Here is an 18,819-nt window from a genome sequence, read left to right on the forward strand (position 1 = left end):
CGACGCAGTTCGCCCGTCAGATGGGCTGACGGGCGAGCTCCCACTCCAGTCTGGTGGGCGTATCGGAATCGAGCTTGTGCACGGCGTCGAACAACAGCTCGGCAGGCATCGGGCGACCGAGGTAAAAGCCTTGTGCCGCATCGCAACCCAGCCGACGAAGGGCGTCGAGGGTGCCTGCATCCTCGACGCCCTCGGCCATGATCCGCACACCGAGACTGCGGGCCAGGTCGATGGTCGAGCGAACGATGGACGCGTCGGTGTCGTCGGAGTTCATCTTCGAGACGAACGAGCGGTCGATCTTGAGGGTCTGCACCGGCAGGGTCTGCAGGTACGCCAGCGAGCTGTAGCCGGTCCCGTAATCGTCGATGGCCAGAGTCACCCCCAGGCTGCGCAACGAGGTCAACGCAGCCACCGATCGCACCGGGTCGGTCATGGCTGTCGTTTCGGTGACCTCGAACTCCAGGGCGTGCGCCGGTACGGAGTGTTTCGCCAGTGCCGCGGCGACCTGTTCGGTGAGTGTCTCGTCCAGAAGATTCCGAACCGAAAGGTTCACCGAGACAGACAGAGTGATGCCTCGCCGTCGTAATGCGCTGCACTGCGCGAGTGCCTCGTCCAGTACCAGCGCGGTGATGGCGGGCAACATGCCGGTGCGCTCCGCATCGGGGAGAAACGTCGACGGCCCGATCAGTCCCTCGCGAGGGTGCAGCCACCGCAGCAGAGCCTCGACCCGGTCGACGCTGCCCGACTCGAGATCGAGACACGGCTGGAAGAACACCCGGAGCTGATGGTCACGGATCGCCGTGTCGAGTTCGCCCAACAGTCGCATCTGATCGTGTCGGTTTCGGTCCATGTCGGGCTCGTACAGACCGATGCGAGCATGGCCTGCCTTCGCGGACGTCAACGCCACATGAGCTCGCTGCAACATCGCCTCGCCGTCGACGCCGTTCGTCTCGGACGCTCCCGAACACTCCTCGAACGCCGCTATCCCTACCGCCGCATCGAGGGCGACGTTGATGTCGTGCACGAACATCGTTCTGCTGACCGCGAATTGGAGCCGATGAGCCATGTCGAAAATATCGGTCCTGCCCGGGAGCCGACGCATCGCCACGACGAACTGATCGCCTCCCAGCCGCCCCACCAGATCGTCGGACCGCACCGAGGCGACGAGGCGATGGCCGATCTCGCGGAGCACGCTGTCGCCCACGCTGTAACCGAAGGTCTCGTTGATCTGAGCGAAACGGTCGATGTCGACCACGAGCGTGAAGACGTCCGATTCGCCGCGCGTGGCGAGCATCGTGTCGAGCCGCTCCCGAAGCAGCCTGCGGTTGCCCAGTCCGGTAACGGCATCCGTTCGTGCCACGTTCTCGAGCACCGAAGCCTGCCTGCGCAGCGTTCCGAGGAAGCAGGCCATCCTGCCGCCGACCAGGGATATGACCAACGCAGAGGACAGCACGATCACCCAACCCCACTGCGCGACGGGCACTCCGCGAGCCAGTTGCACGGCCATGGCCGCCGGGGTGACGGCAACCGCGAGACCCAGACCGACGAATCGTGCTCGCCCGAACCTGAACGGACTGGGCCGCTCGATCCGTGCGACCGCCCGCTCCGGCACGAACAGCGCAACGACTCCGAAGCACACGTAGGCCGCCAGCCACAGCGTGTTCGGGATCAGCGAGCGGTAGAGCTCGACATCGTCGAGCCGAGAGTAGGTGGCGAAGTCGGACACGGTGAGAAGCACTGTGCCGATGGTGGCAGCCACGACCGGGATTCCGGTCGAACGCGTCAACAGATAGAGACTGCCGATGAGAGTGAGCAAGAACGCGTCGATGGTCAGGTAGACGGTCGCAGGCAGGAACGAGAGCATCGAGGCCAGCGGCCCCGTCCAGTCGCCGGGAACGACGAACATCCACGCGGCCAGACCGACGCCCACTGCGACCACCAGACATTCGAGCAGCTCTTCCAAACCGAAAACGAGCCCGTTCTCGTCGGCCGCACGCGCGAACCCCACAGCGATGATCACGTACCCGGCCAGAAACAGCACGTCCGCGGCCGAGAAAGTCGAGACCCGACCGCCCCCGTACTGCATCAGGGCGACCAAGCCGTCGCCCACGCCCCAACAGCCGACACCGAGGGCCATGTACTTCCATGTGCGCCGATCCGGACCGTTCTCGCGCAGGTACCGATAGACGAATGCCGCCATTGTGGCCAGGACCACGATTGCATAGACGATGTCGCGGGGTAATCCGTGCGGGGCTGCCGCGTGCGCTGCGACTGCGAGGGCACCCAGGCCTAGGAAGCGCGTCCACAACATGGTGGGCACATCCTTCCTAGGCTGGTCGTTACATTCCCCAAAGGTATGCAACAGCCGATCTAACCCGATGCTTGACCTCGATTCGGCACCGAACCATCCGTGGATGGGTCGATTCACGAACTATTTCAAACCTGACGACTGTTCGCCAGTCTCACATCGGGTGATCCGTTCGATCAGCCTTCGAGCGCGGCGTCCAGCGTGATCTCGACACCGGTGAGAGCCTTGCTGACCGGGCACGTCTCTTTCGCTGCCTGCGCCGCCTTCGCAAACCCGTCGGCGTCGAGACCGTCCACCTCGCCGCGGACGGTCAATTTGATACCGGTGAGCTTGAAACCGGGCTGATCCGGACCGAGCGAGACATCAGCGGTGACTTCGAGACTCTGCGGAGTACCGCCTGCTTCGGCGATCAGCGCCGACAATTGCATCGCGTAACAGCTCGAATGAGCCGCTGCGATCAGTTCCTCCGGGCTGGTGGTGCCGTCGGCGTTCTCGGCGGCACGCTTGGGAAACGACACGTCGAACGTCGCTGCACCCGAACTGGACAGCTCCACCTGGCCGGAACCTTGTTCGAGAGTTCCATTCCATGCGGTGCGTGAGGTACGTGTTGGCATCGAACCGAGTCCTTTCGTCGTTGACCCTTCATAGGGCCGATACTCAGGCTAACGTCGGCGGGGTGACCGGGCCATCGAGTGCGGAGATCTCGACATGACGAAGGAGCGAGCCACCAGTTGCCTGCGGCGAACAGCGATGATCGTGGCGGCGGCGCTCGTCTGGGGTGTCACGCTGTCGGCACCCGTCGTCGCCGATCCCCTGTCGGACTTCTACGACCTGCCGGTGGAATCGACGGGACATTCGCCCGGCGATGTGGTGCGAGTACGACCGATGAACTCGCCCAAAGGTTTCGGACTCGGCTTCGACATCGAACGAATCCTGTACACCTCCACCGATACGCACGGCGAACCAATGACCGTCTCCGGGTACACGATGACCCCCACCGCGCCGTGGCCCGGTCCCGGACCGCGACCGGTGATCGCCTACGCGCCCGGCACATCCGGGATGGCCGATCGCTGCGCCGGATCGGCGGTACTCGGTACCGTCGGGTCGTCCCCCGCCATCCTGCCGCTACTGCTGGCCGGCTATCGCGTCGTAGCGACCGACTACCAGGGACTCGGCACTCCGGGCGGGCACACGTATCTGAACCGCCTGGCCTCGGCACATGCGTTGCTCGACGTAGCCAGAAACGCCGACGATGACGCGCCGGTGGTGCTGTACGGGTACTCGGAGGGTGGGTTCGCCTCGGCCTCGGCGGCCGAACTCGCCAATGGGTATGCCCCCGAGGTCAACATCGTCGGCGCCTATGTCGGTGCGCCACCGGCAGATCCGACGCTCAACATCGAGCCCCTCGACGGCACCACACTCGGCAGCGCCGTGCTGTTCGCGGTCGACGGCATGATCAACGCCTACCCCGAACGTGCCGACGAGATCCGAAGCGTGTTCGACGCCGACGGCACCGCGATGCTCGACGCCGCGCAGAACTGGTGCAGCACCGACCGCGCCGCGAACGACCCCGTCGACACCAGCGAACTCACCCGAGACGGACGCCCACTCACCGCACACCTGAACGACCCCGGAATCTTCGACGTGATCGATGCGAACACCGTCGGCCGAATCGCACCGAGCATGCCGGTCTACCTGTCGCACGGCGTCGCGGACGACGTCGTACCGATCGAGCAGTCCCGCACTCTGCTCGAACGCTGGCGGGAACTCGGTGCCGACGTCACCTACCGCGAATACGACTTTCCGGTCGTCCCGATCACCGGCGCGAACCATACACCCGGAGCCCTGGCCGCATACGCCGACATATTGCCCTGGATCGCGGACCTCGTTCACGAAAGCGACGCCTGATCTCAGCACCGAAATCAGGGTCTTCACCGAGGCGATCGCGGGGAGTTCCTTGATTCACTCGTGCGGCAACGCAGTTCGCCGACCGAGGGACGCCCATTCATGCGCATCGTGCACACCCTGTTGACCGTGGCAGCCATCCTTACCTCGATCTCTCCTGTTCCACCCGACACCGACGCCCGGTCGGACGTCGAGCACGTCGCCGACGTGTTGGGTCTGCCCGGAGTGGCGCTTCGCGTCGTCTCCGAAGGCGAGGTCACCGAGGACGTGGCGGTCGGGATGGACGGAAACGGTTCCCCGATCGACGACGGCACACCCTTCGTGTGGGGTTCGGTATCGAAATCGGTGACGGCAGCAACGGTGCAGGCGCTCGTGGCCCAGCACCGTCTCGACCTGACCGATCTCGTCGAAGACGTTTTGCCCGAATCGAATTCGATCATCTCGGCCGACGTCACCGTTGCAGACCTGATCCACCACACCGGCGGGCTACCCCACGACGTCACCGCGTTGGACGTGTGGGGAAGAACAGAACGAGCCCTCGACGTGGTGCCCACCCTGCGGCTCACACCCGACGACCCGGGTTCGTTCCGCTACTCCAGCCTCGACTATCTACTGCTGCAAGCAATCGTCGAGAGAATCACCGACGAACCGTTCGCCGACGTCGTCGCCCGTGAAACCGGTGTGCACACCAGCGAAGCAGTGCCACCCGGTCACGTCCCGTTCTTCACCTTCCCTCGACGCATCGACACCGGAATCGACAACGCCGGGTTGGGCTACGGCTACCTCGCCGGATCCATCGACGAACTCTCACGCTACGCATCGAGCCAACTCACCACTGTGGCGTCGACCGGTCGAGATGCGGTGCCCACGGGGTCGGGACTGTCCTATGGATTCGGCTGGTACGTCGAAACCCTGCCCGACGGTACCGAGATGCGCTGGCACTCGGGGGCCGTTCCCGGCTACTTCACCCACGTCGCGCTCATCCCGGACCGCCACATGGCCGTAGTGTTCGCGACCAACCGATACGGCGAACTCGAAGCCGAACAGTTGGCCTCGGCGACCCGCGCACTGGTTCTCACTCGACTCGGATTCGACGAGCCCCGCAGCACCGGCCCGGGCCTGTACGCCATGCTGTTGATCGGCTCGACCGCTGTCGCCGTGCTGCTCGCCGTGTGCGCGATCCGCATTCTGCTTCGCCGGCAAACCGCGCCCGGCCGGTGGGCACCTGCGCACGTCCTCATCGCTGTTGCTGCCGGAGGAGTGCTGTACTTCGCGACACCGACGCTCACCGGTGTACCCATCTCCACCCTGGGCCGTTGGGCTCCCGACGTGACAGTGCTGTTCTGGCTCGTGCTGTCGGAACTTGCCGTCATCGCCGTTGCTCTCGCTGTTCGCACCCTCCGTCAATGGACCCCTGCACACACGTCTGAACGGTGCAACGGCCCATTCACCCACGGAGGTGATCTGCGTGAATGAACCATTGCATGCGTCTGAGCGCTGCAGGGGTCCATTGACGCGAACGGGGGCGGGGGGCGGGTGTTGGTTGGCTTGTGGACATACGACAACGGGCGACCCTCCGAAGAGGATCGCCCGTTGTGTTGGAACTGGTGGAACTTACTCGCTGTCGCTGTCTCCGGCGGCCTTGGCCAGATCGACCGGAACCTCGTCGGGGACGATGATGGCTTTCTTCTCACCGCGGAACGTGAACTTCGCGTCCTCGCCTGCGCCTTCGCCGTCCCAGTTCTCGACGTCGACCAGGATGATCTGGCCGGCTTCGATCTCGCCGAAGAGGATCTTCTCCGACAACGCGTCCTCGATCTCGCGCTGGATGGTGCGACGCAGTGGCCGCGCACCCAGTACGGGGTCGAATCCGCGCTTGGCCAGCAACGACTTCGCCTTCTCGGTGACCTCGATCGCCATGTCCTTGTTCTTGAGCGCACCTTCGACTCGGTTGAGCATGAGATCGACCATCTGGATGATCTCGTCTCGCGTGAGCTGGTGGAACACGACGATGTCATCGATACGGTTCAGGAACTCGGGGCGGAAATGCTTCTTCAGCTCGTCGTTGACCTTGAGCTTCATCCGCTCGTAGTTCGAGCCGGTGCCTTCACCCGAGGAGAAGCCGAGACCGACAGCCTTCGAGATGTCTGCGGTTCCGAGGTTCGAGGTGAAGATCAGCACGGTGTTCTTGAAGTCGACCGTGCGTCCCTGTCCGTCGGTCAGACGACCGTCTTCCAGGACCTGGAGCAGCGTGTTGTAGATCTCCGAGTGGGCCTTCTCGATCTCGTCGAACAGCACGACGGAGAACGGCTTGCGGCGGACCTTCTCGGTAAGCTGGCCACCCTCTTCGTAGCCGACGTATCCGGGAGGAGCACCGAACAGACGCGAGGCCGTGAAGCGGTCGTGGAACTCGCCCATGTCGATCTGGATGAGCGCGTCGTCCTCGCCGAAGAGGAAGTTCGCGAGTGCCTTCGACAGCTCGGTCTTACCGACACCGGACGGGCCGGCGAAGATGAACGAGCCCGACGGGCGCTTCGGGTCCTTCAGACCTGCACGGGTACGACGGATCGCCTTCGAGACGGCCTTGACTGCCTCGACCTGGCCGATGATCCGCTTGTGCAGCTCGTCTTCCATGCGGAGCAGACGGGTGGTCTCCTCCTCGGTGAGCTTGAAGACGGGGATGCCGGTCCAGTTGCCCAGAACCTCGGCGATCTGCTCGTCGTCGACCTCGGCGATGACGTCGAGGTCACCGGAACGCCACTGCTTCTCCCGCTCGGCACGCTGACCGACGAGGGTCTTCTCCTTGTCGCGCAGGTTCGCAGCCTTCTCGAAGTCCTGTGCGTCGATGGCCGATTCCTTCTCCCGGCGTGCGTCGGCGATCTTGTCGTCGAACTCACGCAGGTCTGGCGGCGCGGTCATCCGGCGGATGCGCATCCGCGCGCCCGCCTCGTCGATGAGGTCGATTGCCTTGTCGGGCAAGAACCGATCGTTGATGTACCGGTCGGCCAGAGTGGCGGCAGCGACGAGTGCACCGTCGGTGATCGAGACGCGGTGGTGTGCCTCGTAGCGATCGCGCAGACCCTTGAGGATCTCGATGGTGTGCTCGACGGTCGGCTCGCCGACCTGGACGGGCTGGAAACGACGCTCGAGTGCGGCGTCCTTCTCGATGTACTTGCGGTACTCGTCGAGGGTGGTGGCACCGATGGTCTGCAGTTCGCCACGAGCCAACTTCGGCTTGAGGATCGACGCTGCGTCGATGGCACCTTCGGCTGCACCTGCGCCGACGAGCGTGTGCAGCTCGTCGATGAACAGGATGATGTCGCCGCGGGTGTTGATCTCCTTGAGCACCTTCTTCAGGCGCTCCTCGAAGTCACCGCGGTAACGGCTGCCGGCCACGAGCGAGCCGAGGTCGAGGGTGTAGAGCTGCTTGTCCTTGAGCGTCTCGGGAACCTCGCCGTTGACGATGGCCTGAGCCAGGCCTTCGACGACTGCGGTCTTGCCGACACCGGGCTCGCCGATGAGAACAGGGTTGTTCTTGGTACGACGCGACAGCACCTGCATGACGCGCTCGATTTCCTTCGCGCGACCGATGACCGGGTCGAGCTTGCCTTCGAGCGCGGCCTGGGTGAGGTTGCGTCCGAACTGGTCGAGAACCAGTGACGTCGACGGGGTGCCCGCCTCGCCGCGGCCGCTGCCGCTCTCGGACGGCTCCTTGCCCTGGTAGCCCGACAGCAGCTGAATGACCTGCTGGCGCACGCGGTTGAGGTCGGCTCCGAGCTTGACCAGAACCTGAGCTGCGACGCCTTCGCCTTCGCGGATCAGGCCGAGCAGGATGTGCTCGGTGCCGATGTAGTTGTGGCCGAGCTGCAGTGCTTCACGCAGGCTGAGCTCGAGTACTTTCTTGGCGCGCGGAGTGAACGGAATGTGACCGGACGGAGCCTGCTGGCCCTGGCCGATGATTTCCTCTACCTGGCTGCGGACTCCTTCGAGGGAGATGCCCAGCGACTCGAGAGACTTTGCTGCAACACCTTCACCCTCGTGGATGAGGCCCAGCAGAATGTGCTCCGTGCCGATGTAGTTGTGGTTGAGCATCCGGGCTTCTTCTTGAGCCAGGACGACAACACGCCGCGCGCGATCGGTGAACCTCTCGAACATCGCTCTCCCTCACTTCTCGGTGGGTGGTAGCTCGCCCACCAGTTCTTCCAGCGCCGCAGTGTCCTGAACACTCGGTCGCTTGTGCATTCGAAGGTAAGACTGTGTCTCACTGTAGTTGGCCGACGTGACGAACGCCGACCCTCCACCCCTGAAATACTGCGTATCCGGCAACGAGACGGACCGCCTCGTGTGCTTACTGTTCATAACGCAGGCACTTTGCAAAACGTTTCCCGATCGCTGTCCGCTGCTGGCGAACAGCTTTCTGGCCTCCGATCAGGCCTGCGACGGCTTGACGATCGGAAACAGGATCGTTTCGCGGATCCCGAGCCCGGTCAACGCCATCAGCAGACGGTCGATTCCCATGCCGGTTCCGGTGGTCGGCGGCATGCCCTGTTCCATCGCGGCCAGGAAGTCCTCGTCGAGCACCATCGCCTCGTCGTCGCCTGCGGCAGCCTGACGCGCCTGGTCCTCGAAACGCTCGCGCTGGATGATCGGGTCGACCAGCTCCGAGTAGCCGGTCGCCAGCTCGAATCCGCGAACGTACAGGTCCCACTTCTCGGTGACGCCCGGCTTGCTGCGGTGCTGACGCGTCAGCGGCGACGTCTCGACGGGGAAATCACGAACGAACGTCGGTTCGGTCAACGCGTCGCCCACCTGGTGTTCCCACAGTTCCTCGACGAGCTTGCCGTGGCCATAGATCGAGACGCCGTCCTTGCGCGGCACGTCCAGCCCGACCTTGTCGGCGATCGCGAGCAGTTCGTCGACGGTGGTGTCAGGAGTGACGTCGAATCCGAGCGACTCCGACAGCGACGGGTACATCTCGAGCGTCGTCCATTCGCCGCCGAGATCGTAGGAGGTGCCGTCGGGAAGCGTCACGACGGTGGATCCCAGCGCGGCCATGGCCACTTCCTGGACGAGTTCCCGCGTCATCTTCGCCGAGTCGTCGTACGTGCCGTAGGCCTCGTAGGTCTCGAGCATCGCGAACTCCGGCGAGTGCGAGGAGTCGGCACCTTCGTTGCGGAAGTTGCGGTTGATCTCGAAGACCTTCTCGATGCCGCCGACGACGCAGCGCTTGAGGAACAGCTCCGGCGCTATGCGCAGGTACAGGTCCGTGTCCATCGCATTGGAGTGGGTGACGAACGGCCGGGCCGCGGCACCGCCGTGCAGCGTCTGCAGCATCGGGGTCTCGACCTCGAGGAAGCCGCGACGCTCGAGTGCGTTACGCAGTTCACGAACCACGGCGATGCGCTTGCGGGCGGTCTCTCGGGCCTCCGGACGCGTGATCAGATCCAGGTAGCGCTGCCGAATACGCGTCTCTTCGCTGAGTTCCTTGTGCGCGACGGGCAAGGGCCGCAACGACTTCGACGCGATCTGCCATGCGTCGGCCATGACGCTGAGCTCACCACGACGGGAGCTGATGACCTCGCCGTGCACGAACACGAAGTCGCCCAGGTCGACGTCGGCCTTCCACGCTGCGAGGGCGTCCTCGCCGACACCTGCCAGGCTGATCATGGCTTGGAGCTGGGTGCCGTCGCCCTCCTGCAGGGTGGCGAAGCACAGCTTGCCGGTGTTACGGACGAAGATTACGCGGCCGACGGCGCCGACGATCAGGCCGGTCGTCGTGTCGGCGTCGAGCTCGGGAAACTGGGTGCGGATCTCGAGCAGCGAATGGGTCCGCGGAACCGACACCGGATACGCCTCGACCCCGCGCTCGAGCAACGCAGCGCGCTTGGCGCGACGAATCCGTAGCTGCTCCGGGGTGTCGTCGGCCGGCTGGGTAGAAGCTGTATCACTCACGCGCACACACTTTACAGTCCGAGACTGTCGGGACGATCAGTGCGCTGCGACGGCCTCGGCCTCGCGAACGCAGTGCTTGGCCTGCGTCAACACCCCGAGCAGCCCGGCCGACTTCAGTGCCTGATAGCCGCCGACCAGATCGGTGGCCTTGTGCAGACCCAGCAGCTTGAGCGACGCGGCCGCGAGCGAGGAGGTGTAGCCCTCGGAGCAGATGACGATCCACTCGACGTCGTGGTCGGTGGCGATCGCCAGCCGCGCGTCACTGGTGGGATCGAGACGCCATTCGAGGACGTTGCGTTCGATGGCCAACGCACCGGGCAGGGTGCCCTCGACTGCGCGCTGCGCCTGCGGGCGAATGTCGACGACGACCGCGCCGCGGTCGACAGCGTCACGGAGTTCGAAGACGGTCATGCGATCGATGGTCTCGCGAGCGGATTCGAGCATTTCGACGATGGTCATCTCGTGGCCTTCTCGGGTTCGGCGGTGAGCTCACTGCGGGTACGGCGCAGCGTGGCACGCTCGGTCACTTCGTAGTACGACATCGCCGTCAGCGGCGGTGAGTAGGCGTGCACGCTGAGGGTGGGCCCGGTCGTGGCCGACGCCGGATCGTGCATCACGTCGTGCACCCAACCCAGCGGAAAGGCTGCCTGATCTCCGGCGTCGAGGTGACGCTCTTTCAGTTCAGTTCCCGCCCAACGGTATTCGAGCAAGGAACCGCTCAGGACGGTCAATGCACCGAGCGATCCGGCGTGATCGTGCAGTTCGGTGGATCGCTCGGGAACCCAGCTGATCAACCAGACGTCGAGATCGTCGTCGGAGTGCAGGCGAGTGGCCCAACGCTCGTCGGTAGGCCACTGTCCACCGCCGGGAAGCAGGTGGTCGAAGCGACCCTCGAGGACGTCCGATGCGCCCTGATCGGTGATCCGAAGCAGGTCGGGAGGACGCAGCCGAGTCGGCAATGTCGAGACCGACCGCGAGGTCGAACGGGGTCGGGTGGGTGCAGAAAATACAGGTGTGGAAAGCATGAAGCTCTACTCCAGGGGTGTGTAACGAACGAGGCAGCGGTCAGCCTCGACAACACTCCTGGGTGGCCATGCACGTCATCACGCCGAGAATTCTGACACACGAACGCCCGACGCGCTACCCCGCTTCGCCGAAACATTCAGCGTGGCCGCCGCTCAAACATTCAGCGTGGCCGCCGCTTTGCCATGTTGCGTTCGTAGACCAGTCGAAGTCCTTCGAGCGTCAGGTCGGGTTCGTGATGCTCGATGGTCGTCGACTCGGGCAGGATCAGCGCAGCGATGTCTCCGGTACCGATGACCGCGACGTCGGCGCCTTTGACCTCCGGCACCTCACGTCTGATGCGTCCGACGAGCCCGTCCACGAGGCCGGCGAAACCGAAGATAGTGCCCGCCTGGATGCACTCGACGGTGTTCTTTCCCAGCACCGATCGCGGCCGCACCATCTCGACCTCACGCAGCGTCGCGGTGCGAGTCGACATGGCCGACGCCGAAATTTCGAGACCGGGCGCGATCGCTCCGCCGAGGAACTCGCCCTTGGCCGAGACGACGTCGACACACGTGGTGGTGCCGAAATCCACCACGATGCACGCCGAGTCGTACAGATCATGTGCGGCAAGGGTATTGACGATGCGATCGGCCCCGACCTCTTTGGGATTGTCGACCAGCAGCGGAACCCCGGTCCGCACACCGGGTTCGACCACCACGTGCACCACGTGATCCCAGTAGCGCACGAGCATCGTCCGCATCTCGCGCAGCACGGACGGCACCGTGGACAGAGCCGTCACCCCGGTGATCTGCTCGGCCTGTTCGCCCAACAACCCCCGCAACATGAACGCCAGCTCGTCGGCCGTCACATGGGGATCGGTGCGAATACGCCAATCGCGCAGCAGTTTCGAGTGATCCCCGGTGCCGGTGAAGAGCCCGACCACCGTGCTGGTGTTGCGTACATCGATTGCGAGAAGCATCGAGTCAGACCAGCACGGAGTCGGCCCGCAGATCGCGCGGCGTGATCAGACCCGAACCGGCGGGCGCATGAGCCGGGTCGCTGCCGAGCTCGACCGGCCGGTTCTTGTCGTCGACGAACACCACCCGGGGTGAGTAGTCGGCAACCTCCTGCTCGTTCATGACCCCGTAGGCGATCAGGATGACCAGATCACCCGGGTTCACCAAATGCGCTGCAGCCCCATTGATTCCGATGACGCCACTGCCCCGCTCGCCGGTGATCACGTAGGTCTCCAGCCGCGCACCGTTGTCGATGTCGACAATGGTGACCTGCTCGCCTTCGAGCAGATCGGCTGCTTCCATCAGCTCCTGATCGACGGTCACCGAGCCCACGTAGTGCAGATCGGCATGCGTGACGGTGGCGCGATGGATCTTGGACTTCATCATGGTACGAAACATCGTGTCACTCTCCACTTTTGGGATCGTCGGGGTATTCGAGAAAGCCCGTGCCGACTGCGACACCGACGTTGTCGATCAATCTCGTGGTACCCACCTTGGCCGCCACGAGCAGTCTGCCGTCCCCGCGTTCGGGAGCCGGGCCGAGATGCGGGTCGCGCACTTCGAGGTAGTCGACCTGCACCAACGGCACCTGGTCGAGCACGGCACGCGCGGTGGCGATGATCGCCTCCGGACCACCGGCAGCGGCGTGCGCCCCGGCCACGAGTGCAGCCGACAACGCCATTGCAGCGTCACGCTGTTCGGCATCGAGATACCTGTTGCGCGAGGACAGCGCCAGACCGTCCTGCTCGCGAACCGTCGGGACTCCGATGACCGCGACGTCGAAGTTCAGGTCTCGCACCATCTGCCGAATCAACGTCAGCTGCTGGTAGTCCTTCTCCCCGAAGTACGCCCGATGCGGAGCGGCTATCTGCAGCAGCTTGGCCACGACGGTGAGCATTCCCGCGAAATGCGTTGGCCTGCTGGCACCTTCGAGTTCACTACCGAGCGGACCGGGATGGACCGTGGTGCGCGGCCCGGACGGGTACATGTCCGACGCGGACGGCGCGAATACCAATTCCACACCCTCCCCGCGGAGCAGTTCGACATCGGCATCGAGGGTCCGCGGATAGGCGTCGAGGTCCTCCCCCACGCCGAACTGCAGAGGATTGACGAAGATCGACACGATCACGACCGCGCCGGTGAGCTTCGCCTGGCGCACCAACTGCAGGTGGCCGGCATGCAGTGCGCCCATGGTCGGCACCAGAGCGACCTGCTTGCCGACGCCACGTAGGGCCTTGGACACCGACGTGATCACCGCGGGATCGTGGTGAACCGTCAACTGTCCCTTCGTGTAGCTACCCGCGAGGGTCATCGCTTCCCTTCCAGAATCTCGATCAGATCGGCTGCAGCACCGATACGTTGGGCGGACCGCAGCGACAGCGCACGGTAACCGGCGGCGATCCGTGGATCGACGGCCTCGAGCACTTCGAGGTGTTTGCCGACAGCCGCGGTATCGCCTCGGGCCACCGGGCCGGTCAGTGCGGATTGTCCGTTGCGCAGCGCATTGTCCAGTGCAGCTTCGAGCAGCGGAGCCAGAACGCGCTCGGGTACACCACGTTCGGCATCGGATCCAGGAAAACCCGGACCGGCCAACGCAACTCGCAGTGCCTCGACCGCGTCGACCACCAACGTCACGAGGTGATTGCTGCCGTGAGCCAGCGCCGCGTGGTAGAGCGCCCGGTTGTTCTCGGGCACGTGCACCGGCTCGCCGCCGATCTCGAGGACGAGGGCTTGGGCTACCGCGTAACCGATCTCGTCGCCCGCAGTAATGCCGAAGCACGCGGCCGTCATCCGGTCGGTGTCCTCGGGTCCGCCGCTGAATGTCATGGCCGGATGTATCGCCAACGGAACCGCGCCAAGGGCAGCCAACGGCTCCAGTACCGCGACGCCGTTCGCGCCGGAGGTGTGCGCCACCAACTTGCCCGGCGCGACCGCCCCGGTCGCGGCGAGACCGGCGACGATCGAGGCCAGTTCGTAGTCCGGTACCGCCAGAATCAGGAGTTCGGCGCGACGGGCAACCTCGTCGACAGGCAGAATCTGCGACTCGGGCAATCGATCACGTACTCGCGCGATGGATGCGTCCGATACCGCGGCGGCACCGACGACAACGTGTCCGACGCGTTCGAGCGCCTCACCGAATGCCGTACCGACCCGACCGGCGGAGACGACACCCACGGTCAAGCGAGCCGGAGACAGACCACCAGTGAACCCTGATGAGGTCACCGAAATTTTCCTCTCGTTCGTTCCAGTCCCGCTCGGCGGGTACCAGACGTCCTGCAGGGAACAATAGCGACAGCGGCACCGAACGTGCCATGGGAAACCGGTGTGATCTGGTTCTCAGTCTGCGCGACGGCGACGGCGACGCGTGCCTGCGTCGGTGGTCGTCGTGTCGGCCGAATCGCCGCCTGCCAGCCCGGCCATGATCTCGGCCACGGAACGGCCGTTGGAATGCGCGCCGGACGCCTCCTCGGGGGATTCGGCGCGCCTGCGTCCGCGTCGCGGTGCATCCGCCGTCTCCTCGGCAGGCGTGTCGTCGACGCGGTCGGCTGCGAAGAACGCATCGGCCGAATCGCGCAGCGAGCGGCGAGACTCCGGGTACGTCGCCGCTTCCTGGGCCGATTCGGGCTCGGGGGCCTGCTGGGGCTGGGCCTCCTCGACAGGTTCGGCGTCCTCGACAGGTTCTGATTCGGCCGGTTCGGATTCGGCCGCGGGTCGACGCGTCTGCTCGAAGTTGTATGCGGTGAACGGCGAGGTGGGCGGGCTCACCCGACCGGCCGGCCTCGGTGCCCCGTAGGGGCGGGACTGCGCGGCCGGCGGCTCGGTGCGGTCGTTCTGCCCGGCGTCGGTGACGTCGTCGGAACCCTCCGGTGCAGAACCCTGCTCGGCGGACGCGTCCTGTGCGTACCGGGAATCGGGGTCCGGTGCCGCCGTCGCGCGGGGCATTTCGTCCGGATCCTCGGGATAGACCACCGACGTCTCGGCGGTGACCGGCTCGTCGTAGGGCGTACCCACGCCGTTAAAGCCGGGTCCGTTGCCGTTGCCGCCACCTCGTACGTACAACCCGGACGGTGCGGGCTGATAGCTGTCGTAGCCACGGCCGCCGAGTTCCTGCATCCGCATCGCCTCGGCGCGCAGTGCGACCCGTTCGGTCGGCAGATTGCCCTCGAAGAGCACCTGCAGGTTCTGGCGCAGCGCGGCCAGTTCGTTACGCAGCGCAGCGACCTCGTCCGATTCCAACCGCGTCTCGTTGCGCACCCGGGCTTCGACGCTCATCTCGTACTCGCGTCGGGCCGAGATCTCGCGGGCGAGCTGCAGTTCGTAGACGGTCTGTAAGTCCTTGGCCTTGGTCTGATCCGCGGCCGCTTCCCTGCGGTACTTCGTCATCGCGAACGCACCGATCACCGCGGCCCACAGCGCCGAGAGCACCCCGACGCGCATCCACTGAACGCTTTCGCTGAACAACAACAGCACACTGGCGACGATGCCGAACACGACGAGCGCCGCGAGGAACAGCTGGCTCGCACTACGCCGCTTTCGGCGTCCCTTCTTGGCGCGAGTCTGATCTGTCATGTTCTCAAGGGTAACCGGCCTGTCGGTCGCATCTGGTCATCCCCGACCGATCACGTACACAACGAAGGTAACGATCGAGGGACGGATACGTTATCGGGAGCGCTCGTCGTCCCGATCTTCCGGGGTGCGGCAGCACTGCTCCAGCCACACCGCGGCGGCGACGACGGCCAAGCCCGCGACGAGGGCCACGATCGCTCCGGCTCGGTCCGCCGACGCCGCTCGCACCGTTGCCGCTCGCGGCAATACGTACACCAAGAAGCCGACGCACACCCCCACCAGAGCGGTTCCCACCAGCAACGACGCCTTCGCCAACACCAGCGCCCGGAAGACCGTCAACGGATGCAGGTCGTGCAGACCGGTACCCACTCGATGCTCGGCGATGCGATTGCGGACGATCACCGCGGTCACCACTTCCACCACCGCGACCAGATACAGCGACGCTCCGGCGTACACCGGGATCGGCGGAAACGAACCGTAGAAAACCCGCACCAGCAGCCACGTGCCCACTGCGGCGATCAGAAACAAACCCAAGACATCCCAGAGCTTGGTGGGATTGGTCACCACAGTCGATCACCGTCGTCGTCGAGACGGACGACTCCCACTCGCTCGTCGGCACTCAGTCGCTCGAGCAGCTCGGAGACCGGCACGTCCACCCCGCCGACCCGAAGTGTGGCGTCGGGCTCGACGTCCAGCCACGGCAGCAGCACGAACGCGCGCTCGTGCGCACGGGGATGGGGAAGAATCAGGCGCGGGTCCTCACTGATGACGTCGTCGCACACGATCACGTCGACGTCGAGGCTGCGGGGTCCCCAACGCTGCACTCGAACGCGGTCCGCTGCCTCCTCGAGTTGCTGCGCCAGACGCAACCAGTCCCACGGGCCGTAGACATCGTCCTCGGCCACCACGATCGCGTTGAGGAAGTCCTGTTGCTCGACGCCACCCCACGGAGCAGATCGATGCACGGCCGAGCACGCCACCACGCGCGAACCCAATTCCGTTGTGACAGAACGCAAGTGGCTCATCGAGTCGCCGATGTTGCTGCCGATCGACAGCACTGCACGGCTCACTTTCGCTCCCGATAGGCCACCACGGCAACGTCGCCGAACGTCAGGGGAATGGGAGCCGACGGCTTGTGCAGCACCACCTCCACCGCGTCGACTCGGGAGTCGTAACCGAGCACCACCTCGGCGATCTCGGCGGAGACCGTCTCGATCAGATCCCGGGACGGGCCCGCTACGACCGCCGCGGCATGTTCGGCCAGCTCGCCGTAGTGCAACGTCCGAGTCAGATCGTCGGTCTCGGCCGCGGGCGAGAGATCCATCCAGACGGTGATGTCGACGACGAAGTCCTGGCCGTCTCGCTTCTCGAAGTCGAAGACACCGTGATTGCCGCGGACGGTCAGCCCGCGCAATTCGATGCGGTCGCCGCGACGAGTCCCTGCAGCGGCACTGTTGATCTCGCTCATGCGCGACCACCCTGCCATGCCCGCACGACGGCCACCGCGTCGAGTGACGACCGGACGTCGTGCACCCGCACTCCCCACGCGCCGCCGGCGACGGCGAGAGCAGAGACGACGGCCGTCGCGATCTCCCGGCCGTCCGGTGGACGCGGTGAACCGTCGGGTTCGGCGAGGAGCGAGCCCAGAAAACGTTTGCGGGACGCACCCACCAGAACCGGGAAACCGGATTCCACCAGGGTGGGCAGTCCGCGCAGCAGCTGCCAGTTGTGCTCCGCGTTCTTGGCGAATCCGAGGCCCGGGTCCAGCACGATCCGCGACGCGTCGACCCCGGCGCTCACTGCGTGGTCGACCTGCTCGAGCAGTTCGCGGCGAACGTCGGCGACCACGTCGTCGTAGTGATCGGCCGGACCGGTGTGCCGGAACGTCGAGTCGGCGGCCCGCCAGTGCATCAGGATCCACGGCAGCCCGCCTTGCGCGACCACGCCGGCCATCGCGGGGTCGGCTCGACCGCCCGAGACGTCGTTGACGATCGACACCCCGGCCTCGATCGCCGCAGCGGCGACGTGTGCGCGCATCGTGTCGACGCTGGTGCTCACGCCTTCGGCGGCCAACGCCGAGATGACCGGTACGACGCGCTGCACCTCGACAGACGGGTCGACGCGGTCCGCCCCGGGGCGCGTGGACTCCCCGCCGACGTCGACGATGTCGACTCCCAGCCGATGCATCGCCAGACCGTGTTCGACGGCCGCGTCGACGTCGAGGTAGCGACCGCCGTCGGAGAACGAATCGGCCGTCACGTTGAGAACGCCCATGACGATGGGCGCAGCGGGAACGGAGCGCGCGAGAATCATCGTGATCGGACCGGAACCGTCATTTCCGGAGGATCAGGTCCAAGGCTTCCGAACGCGATGCCGCGCTGGACTGCAGCAGACCCCGGACCGCCGAGGTGGTGGTGCTGGCACCGGGCTTGCGGATACCGCGCATCGCCATGCACAGGTGCTCGGCCTCGATCACGACGATTGCGCCGCGTGGGTCGAGCTTGCGCATCAACGCGTCGGCGATCTGGCTGGTCAACCGCTCCTGCACCTGGGGACGCTTGGCGTACATGTCCACCACGCGGGCCAGCTTCGACAGACCGGTCACCTTGCCGCTCTTGCCGGGGATGTATCCCACGTGGGCGACGCCGTGGAACGAGACCAGGTGGTGCTCGCACGTGGAGTACATGGGGATGTCGCGAACCAGAACCAGTTCTTGATGGCCTTCGTCGAAGGTCGTGTTCAGCGCGGTGTCCGGATCGGTGTAGAGGCCGGCGAAGATCTCTCGGTAGGACCGGGCGACACGAGCCGGGGTATCGAGCAGGCCCTGGCGGTCGGGATCCTCACCGACGGCAATGAGCAACTCGCGTACCGCAGCCTCCGCGCGGGGCTGGTCGAACACCGCGCCCGTGGCAAAGGCCACCGTCTCCGCGATTCCCTGCTGCGGGGCGGCGGATTGCACGGCTGCTGGGACTTCTGCCGAGTCGCCTGTCGACTCGTCGGTCCTGTTGACTGACACGAGAACGTACCTCCGGTTGGGCTCCGCGAATGTGGCAGCTGGGCGGG

Annotated in this window: 18 protein-coding genes; 2 read left to right on the top strand and 16 right to left on the bottom strand. The window is 65.3% G+C overall.

The features are described 5' to 3' along the window. Positions 1 to 16: 16 nt before the first annotated feature. The gene (locus tag JLZ96_RS22780; protein WP_094622827.1) at positions 17 to 2,311 is read right to left on the bottom strand and encodes a bifunctional diguanylate cyclase/phosphodiesterase; all 2,295 of its coding nucleotides are present in this window, start codon (positions 2,309 to 2,311) and stop codon (positions 17 to 19) included. A gap of 173 nt (positions 2,312 to 2,484) precedes the next feature. Further along, positions 2,485 to 2,922, bottom strand: a complete 438-nt coding sequence (locus JLZ96_RS22785; protein WP_027494355.1) for an OsmC family protein — start codon at positions 2,920 to 2,922, stop codon at positions 2,485 to 2,487. Positions 2,923 to 3,016: 94 nt separating this feature from the next. Here JLZ96_RS22785 and JLZ96_RS22790 point away from each other — a divergent pair, with 94 nt between their 5' ends. After that, on the top strand, positions 3,017 to 4,216 hold the full coding sequence (locus JLZ96_RS22790) for a lipase family protein (RefSeq protein ID WP_201011330.1): 1,200 nt from the start codon (positions 3,017 to 3,019) through the stop codon (positions 4,214 to 4,216). Between the two features lie 99 nt (positions 4,217 to 4,315). Further along, on the top strand, positions 4,316 to 5,689 hold the full coding sequence (locus tag JLZ96_RS22795) for a serine hydrolase (RefSeq protein WP_027494357.1): 1,374 nt from the start codon (positions 4,316 to 4,318) through the stop codon (positions 5,687 to 5,689). A 138-nt stretch (positions 5,690 to 5,827) separates the two neighbouring features. Here the strand turns inward: JLZ96_RS22795 and JLZ96_RS22800 are convergent, their stop codons facing one another. From JLZ96_RS22800 to folE, 14 genes are all read right to left on the bottom strand, one after another. Beyond that, positions 5,828 to 8,368: an ATP-dependent Clp protease ATP-binding subunit gene (locus JLZ96_RS22800; protein ID WP_032364473.1), complete on the bottom strand. Its 2,541-nt coding sequence runs from the start codon at positions 8,366 to 8,368 to the stop codon at positions 5,828 to 5,830. A 273-nt stretch (positions 8,369 to 8,641) separates the two neighbouring features. After that, positions 8,642 to 10,165, bottom strand: a complete 1,524-nt coding sequence (gene lysS, locus JLZ96_RS22805; RefSeq protein ID WP_201011331.1) for a lysine--tRNA ligase — start codon at positions 10,163 to 10,165, stop codon at positions 8,642 to 8,644. Positions 10,166 to 10,201: 36 nt separating this feature from the next. Continuing rightward, positions 10,202 to 10,624 carry a rhodanese-like domain-containing protein gene (locus tag JLZ96_RS22810; RefSeq protein WP_032364474.1) on the bottom strand — a complete coding sequence of 141 codons (423 nt, stop codon included), beginning with the start codon at positions 10,622 to 10,624 and terminating at the stop codon, positions 10,202 to 10,204. Further along, positions 10,621 to 11,190: a cysteine dioxygenase family protein gene (locus JLZ96_RS22815; RefSeq protein ID WP_080735589.1), complete on the bottom strand. Its 570-nt coding sequence runs from the start codon at positions 11,188 to 11,190 to the stop codon at positions 10,621 to 10,623. Before JLZ96_RS22815 ends, JLZ96_RS22810 begins: the two co-directional genes overlap by 4 nt. Positions 11,191 to 11,351: 161 nt before the next feature. After that, positions 11,352 to 12,152 carry a type III pantothenate kinase gene (locus JLZ96_RS22820; protein WP_027494363.1) on the bottom strand — a complete coding sequence of 267 codons (801 nt, stop codon included), beginning with the start codon at positions 12,150 to 12,152 and terminating at the stop codon, positions 11,352 to 11,354. A 4-nt stretch (positions 12,153 to 12,156) separates the two neighbouring features. Beyond that, a complete protein-coding gene (gene panD / locus JLZ96_RS22825; protein ID WP_057472908.1) occupies positions 12,157 to 12,588 on the bottom strand; it encodes an aspartate 1-decarboxylase in 432 nt (143 codons plus the stop codon). Positions 12,589 to 12,592: 4 nt separating this feature from the next. After that, positions 12,593 to 13,501, bottom strand: coding sequence for a pantoate--beta-alanine ligase (panC, locus tag JLZ96_RS22830; RefSeq protein WP_027494365.1), 909 nt, complete (start codon positions 13,499 to 13,501; stop codon positions 12,593 to 12,595). Further along, complete coding sequence (locus JLZ96_RS22835) at positions 13,498 to 14,412, bottom strand: Rossmann-like and DUF2520 domain-containing protein (RefSeq protein WP_032391344.1); 915 nt, start codon at positions 14,410 to 14,412, stop codon at positions 13,498 to 13,500. Before JLZ96_RS22835 ends, panC begins: the two co-directional genes overlap by 4 nt. A gap of 114 nt (positions 14,413 to 14,526) precedes the next feature. Then, positions 14,527 to 15,759 (bottom strand): DUF6779 domain-containing protein, encoded by a 1,233-nt coding sequence (locus JLZ96_RS22840; protein WP_201011332.1) that lies wholly within the window; start codon positions 15,757 to 15,759, stop codon positions 14,527 to 14,529. A 90-nt stretch (positions 15,760 to 15,849) separates the two neighbouring features. Then, a complete protein-coding gene (locus tag JLZ96_RS22845; RefSeq protein WP_156394446.1) occupies positions 15,850 to 16,320 on the bottom strand; it encodes a DUF3180 domain-containing protein in 471 nt (156 codons plus the stop codon). After that, entirely contained in the window at positions 16,317 to 16,826 is a 510-nt protein-coding gene (folK, locus tag JLZ96_RS22850; RefSeq protein ID WP_057472624.1) for a 2-amino-4-hydroxy-6-hydroxymethyldihydropteridine diphosphokinase, read from the bottom strand. Before folK ends, JLZ96_RS22845 begins: the two co-directional genes overlap by 4 nt. Continuing rightward, positions 16,823 to 17,224 carry a dihydroneopterin aldolase gene (gene folB, locus JLZ96_RS22855; RefSeq protein WP_045841635.1) on the bottom strand — a complete coding sequence of 134 codons (402 nt, stop codon included), beginning with the start codon at positions 17,222 to 17,224 and terminating at the stop codon, positions 16,823 to 16,825. Before folB ends, folK begins: the two co-directional genes overlap by 4 nt. Then, a complete protein-coding gene (gene folP, locus JLZ96_RS22860; protein WP_230072956.1) occupies positions 17,221 to 18,069 on the bottom strand; it encodes a dihydropteroate synthase in 849 nt (282 codons plus the stop codon). Before folP ends, folB begins: the two co-directional genes overlap by 4 nt. Positions 18,070 to 18,088: 19 nt before the next feature. Then, a complete protein-coding gene (folE, locus tag JLZ96_RS22865; RefSeq protein ID WP_080735587.1) occupies positions 18,089 to 18,715 on the bottom strand; it encodes a GTP cyclohydrolase I FolE in 627 nt (208 codons plus the stop codon). Positions 18,716 to 18,819: the final 104 nt, after the last annotated feature.

The organism is Rhodococcus sp. NKCM2511 (genome assembly GCF_014905595.1).
Taxonomy (GTDB): Bacteria; Actinomycetota; Actinomycetes; order Mycobacteriales; family Mycobacteriaceae; genus Rhodococcoides; species Rhodococcoides fascians.

What these genes read in the sequence shown, in the direction of transcription:
- JLZ96_RS22780 (WP_094622827.1), bottom strand. Translation starts at nt 2,311, where the DNA reads ATGTTGTGGACGCGCTTCCTAGGCCTGGGTGCCCTCGCAGTCGCAGCG.
- JLZ96_RS22785 (WP_027494355.1), bottom strand. Translation starts at nt 2,922, where the DNA reads ATGCCAACACGTACCTCACGCACCGCATGGAATGGAACTCTCGAACAA.
- JLZ96_RS22790 (WP_201011330.1), top strand. Translation starts at nt 3,017, where the DNA reads ATGACGAAGGAGCGAGCCACCAGTTGCCTGCGGCGAACAGCGATGATC.
- JLZ96_RS22795 (WP_027494357.1), top strand. Translation starts at nt 4,316, where the DNA reads ATGCGCATCGTGCACACCCTGTTGACCGTGGCAGCCATCCTTACCTCG.
- JLZ96_RS22800 (WP_032364473.1), bottom strand. Translation starts at nt 8,368, where the DNA reads ATGTTCGAGAGGTTCACCGATCGCGCGCGGCGTGTTGTCGTCCTGGCT.
- JLZ96_RS22810 (WP_032364474.1), bottom strand. Translation starts at nt 10,624, where the DNA reads ATGACCATCGTCGAAATGCTCGAATCCGCTCGCGAGACCATCGATCGC.
- JLZ96_RS22815 (WP_080735589.1), bottom strand. Translation starts at nt 11,190, where the DNA reads ATGCTTTCCACACCTGTATTTTCTGCACCCACCCGACCCCGTTCGACC.
- JLZ96_RS22820 (WP_027494363.1), bottom strand. Translation starts at nt 12,152, where the DNA reads ATGCTTCTCGCAATCGATGTACGCAACACCAGCACGGTGGTCGGGCTC.
- panD (WP_057472908.1), bottom strand. Translation starts at nt 12,588, where the DNA reads ATGTTTCGTACCATGATGAAGTCCAAGATCCATCGCGCCACCGTCACG.
- panC (WP_027494365.1), bottom strand. Translation starts at nt 13,501, where the DNA reads ATGACCCTCGCGGGTAGCTACACGAAGGGACAGTTGACGGTTCACCAC.
- JLZ96_RS22840 (WP_201011332.1), bottom strand. Translation starts at nt 15,759, where the DNA reads ATGACAGATCAGACTCGCGCCAAGAAGGGACGCCGAAAGCGGCGTAGT.
- folB (WP_045841635.1), bottom strand. Translation starts at nt 17,224, where the DNA reads ATGAGCGAGATCAACAGTGCCGCTGCAGGGACTCGTCGCGGCGACCGC.
- folP (WP_230072956.1), bottom strand. Translation starts at nt 18,069, where the DNA reads ATGATTCTCGCGCGCTCCGTTCCCGCTGCGCCCATCGTCATGGGCGTT.